This window comes from Deltaproteobacteria bacterium (assembly GCA_019309045.1).
In the GTDB taxonomy this organism is placed as follows: domain Bacteria; phylum Desulfobacterota; class Syntrophobacteria; order BM002; family BM002; genus JAFDGZ01.
In genome coordinates this window covers 1-3676 of record JAFDGZ010000158.1, presented here as the reverse complement: position 1 = coordinate 3676, position 3676 = coordinate 1, and the positions used below count along the sequence as shown (strand labels likewise).

Below are 3676 nucleotides of genomic sequence, written 5' to 3'. Positions count from 1 at the left end.
ATTGAACGGTCGAAGCGCAGACTGGCAATAAAAAGATTCATGCCGATTGGCGGAGTTGAGTAGCCGATTTGCAGGTTGGTAAGAAAAATCACCCCCAGGTGCAGCAGATTGATGTGGTAGCCTTTGGCGATGGGGACAATGAGGGGGACTATGACAACGAGAGCTGAATAGACGTCCAGAACGCATCCCACTGCCAGCAGAAAAATGTTCAGGACTATCAAAAAGACAAACCTGCTCTCAATGTGGGCCTGAATGAAGAGCAGGATTCTGCTGGGAATCTGCTGGTCGACAAGAAAACTGTTGAAGGCAAGGGCGGAGCCGAGAATGACAATAATGCCGCCCACCATCATGACCGCTTTGACAACAATGCCCGGGAGCTGCTGCAGCCTCACATCTCGGTGGATGAAAAGGGAGACGCCCAGGACATAAAAAAGAGTGATGGCCGCGGCTTCACTCAGAGCAAGGACGCCGCTGTAGATGCCGCCGAAAACTACCACTGGCAGCAAGATTTCCCAGACTGCCAGTCTTGCCGCCTGCAGGAACTCGGCCGTCCTGAATGAGGCCACCTGACAGTCGCTGCGCACTCCCTTTGCCACACTGTAGCCGGAAAGTAGCACTACGAGCAGTATGCCAGGCAGCAGGCCAGCGAGAAACAGCTGCGGGATGCTGACATCAGCCACCACCCCATAGATTATCATTGGCAAGCTTGGAGGAAAAAGAAGACCCAGGCTGCCCGAGCTGGTCAGCAGACCCAGAGAAAAATTCTCCGGGTAGTGGTCTTCCAGCAAGGCGGGCAGCAATATGCCACCCAGCGCCACAATTGTGATGCCTGAGGCGCCAGTGAGGGCTGTAAAGAAGGCACATGACAGCAGCGACACAATGGCCAGCCCTCCCGGCAGGCAAGCGAACAGAGAGGCGGACAGTTTAACCAGCCTTTTGCCCGCGCTTCCTTCAGCCAGGATGTAGCCAGCCATGGCAAAAAAAAGCAGAGCAATGAGCAGAGGATTGGCAGCCAGGCGGTACATTTCTATGACCACTATGGAAAGGTCGACGCCCGCAAGATAGAAGCAGAGAAGAGCCACCGCTGAGATGACAATGAACAGGGGTACGCCGGAGACGAGCACTGCCAGGAAGGGAACGGCAAGAAGAACTTTCATTCTCTGTTCTCCACTGAAAGGTGGAGGAGAGTAGCTATACCATTGCAAGCGAACCTGAAGGCCATCAGGGCAAAGCTGAAGGGAAAAACCATCTCCAGCCACCAATAGGGTATGCCGGCAAAGGCAATGCCCCCTGCAAGTCTTTCATCAAGGACAAAAACCCACGAGGCAGCCAGGAGAATGACACAGACCACAGAGCAGAAAAGCGAATTGACGACCTCGATGAGCCACTGCCCTCTGGCAGGAAGAATCCTGGGGAGAATGTCAATGGTTATGTGTTTCCTCTCAGCGGTGGCCCGAGCTGCTCCCAGGAAGCTGATCCAGAGGACGCCGTGTCTGAGGAGGTCGTCACCCCAGACGAGCCCCGTGGAGAGGATATTGCGCAGAATGATCTGCAGAAGCGAGAAGCCGGCAAGCAGGACCACGAGAGCTACCAACACCATTGTTTCCAGCTGCCTGAAAATTCTGGCGGATGATCTTGCTGCCTGCAGCAGTCTACTGGTCATGGCGCTTTTTTTTCTCCGGAGCGAAATGCCTGCAACTCTTCCCTGACTCTCTCGAATGTTGCCTGCGGCATATACTTTGAGCCAAGGTCTCTCACAGCCTGGTTCAGCAGATCCTTGAATCGTGCTATCTCAGCCGGTTCTGGTGATATCTTTTTCACGCCATGACGAAGAATAACCCGCAGGGCCTCACTGTTGTCCTCTCTGGTCTTTTCTGTTAACAGACGCGTGTATCTGGCGCATACCTCTCGCAATATCTTCTGGTCTGCGGCAGAAAGACGGGAGAAGGTCTTGCTGTTCATGATGAGAGCGCCGCCGATATAGGTGAGTGGCAGGTCAGTAAGGTATTTGATACGGCTGTACCATTGGGTAATGAGAGCATAGTAAGGGGAATTGTATACCACCTGCAAAAGATTAGTCTGCAGCGCTACCAGAACATCCGGCGCCCCGATAGCCACAGGTGAGACCCTGGCCTTGCGGAACACTGCATTTGCCAGGGGGGAATTGGCCCGCGTCCAGACCTTTTTGCCTTTGAGATCTTCCACGCTGGCAATGGGAACGGTTGTCATGATGTAGATGAAACCAACCTCAGTCCAACCGAGCACCTCGTAACCCTTTTCTCTGAAACCGCGCCGTAACTCTGGTCCCTCTTTCTCCAGGATATAGTCAACTTCGCGGTAATTGTCGAAAAGGAATGGAATCTGCAGAACGCGCACGGTTGGGTTCACGGTGGCGAGCGCCGTGCTGGTAAAAGTGGCGGCATGTATGAGGCCTATTCGCATTTTTCGAAAGATGTCGCGTTCACCCCCCAGAGAAAACCCTGAAAAAATCTTGAATCCCAGGCGGTCCTCTGTTTGTCGTCTCAGTTCACCATCCATTTGCCTGAAAATTTTCATCAAAGAGCTGTTTTCTGGGGCAAGGGTGGCGAGTTTGATTTCAAAGAGCGGCCGGGCGTACCCCTTTCCCCAGCTGAGGCCGAGGCTCAGGGCAAGCACCAGCGCCAGAATTCCACATTGGTTCCTCACTATATATCGTGGGCGGCGCATCATATCTCTATGGCATTTCCGCGAAATATTCATCAGTTTTCTCCAGAAGTTGCTCTGCCTTCCTTTTGGCGAGAGTATTGGCCAGGGTCAGTTCCGGTACTGAATCCACAGGAGCAGCGAGCACCTCCTCGAGAGTATGTTGAAACAAGGATTTGCTTCCAAGCCGTCTGGCGTAATATTGAGCGTACAGTACTTTGGCCATGAGGAGCTTCCCTTTGCCCAGGGCAAAGGCCCGCTGAAAATGCTCATTGGCTTTTTCAATGTCTCCCCCGAGGATGGCTGGTTTTGCAGCCAGGTAGGAGGCCAGCAATAGATGAGGACCGCCATAGTGGTAAGTGTCATCGAGTTCTAGCAGCCTGGACATGGAGGCCTCCAGATAGGGAAGCTGGGCCAGGGCTTCCAGATTGTTGAGATTTACTCTGATCCAGCCAGCCCAGGCGCTTGTTGTCCAGAAGAGAGCCGGCACATCTTCTTTATTGAAACGACTGAGCAGAATGTTGTAGTCTTGCAGAGTGCCGACTGCCACCTCCCTGGGCTCCTTTTCTCCTGTGAGCGCTCTGAAACCATACTGCTTGGCTTTAGAGTAAAGGCCTGAGAGTACTGCTGGTTCGGCGTCTTCCATGAAAGCTGCCGCATACTGGGTGTAGGCCTGAGCGCCGGCAACCAGCAGCCGCTTGTCCTGAGGGTAAGCTTCGATCAGACCGTCGACCAGCATCAGGTAGGCAGGCGTTCCCTGTTGAATAATGGTGAGATCCGACTGCTTGGCTGCAGCCCGGGCCACGTCTTCCATTGTGTGAGCCACTGCGGCGATTCTAGCCTGTTTGCTGGGGACACAGCCGCTGGCAAGAAATTGGAGGATAACTACTGCGAGTATCAGCAGTGGAAGGCTTCTTGCTGTATTGTGCATAATGTACCAACTTTCCTCCTGTGGCCATTGACAGATGGTGCCAGCATACTTTCGTCAGAGGCT

At 53.6% G+C, this 3676-nt stretch carries 4 protein-coding genes; all 4 read right to left on the bottom strand.

Annotated features, from left to right (window positions below; all coding sequences use genetic code 11):
* A partial coding sequence (locus JRI89_17035; protein MBW2072935.1) for a TRAP transporter large permease subunit occupies nucleotides 1-1157 on the bottom strand: 1157 nt, incomplete at its 3' end.
* Complete coding sequence (locus JRI89_17030; protein ID MBW2072934.1) at nucleotides 1154-1663, bottom strand: TRAP transporter small permease; 510 nt, start codon at nucleotides 1661-1663, stop codon at nucleotides 1154-1156. The genes JRI89_17035 and JRI89_17030, both read right to left, overlap by 4 nt.
* Nucleotides 1660-2739, bottom strand: a complete 1080-nt coding sequence (gene dctP, locus JRI89_17025; GenBank protein MBW2072933.1) for a TRAP transporter substrate-binding protein DctP — start codon at nucleotides 2737-2739, stop codon at nucleotides 1660-1662. Before dctP ends, JRI89_17030 begins: the two co-directional genes overlap by 4 nt.
* Nucleotides 2714-3613 carry a hypothetical protein gene (locus JRI89_17020; protein ID MBW2072932.1) on the bottom strand — a complete coding sequence of 300 codons (900 nt, stop codon included), beginning with the start codon at nucleotides 3611-3613 and terminating at the stop codon, nucleotides 2714-2716. Before JRI89_17020 ends, dctP begins: the two co-directional genes overlap by 26 nt.
* Between the last annotated feature and the right edge of the window lie 63 nt (nucleotides 3614-3676).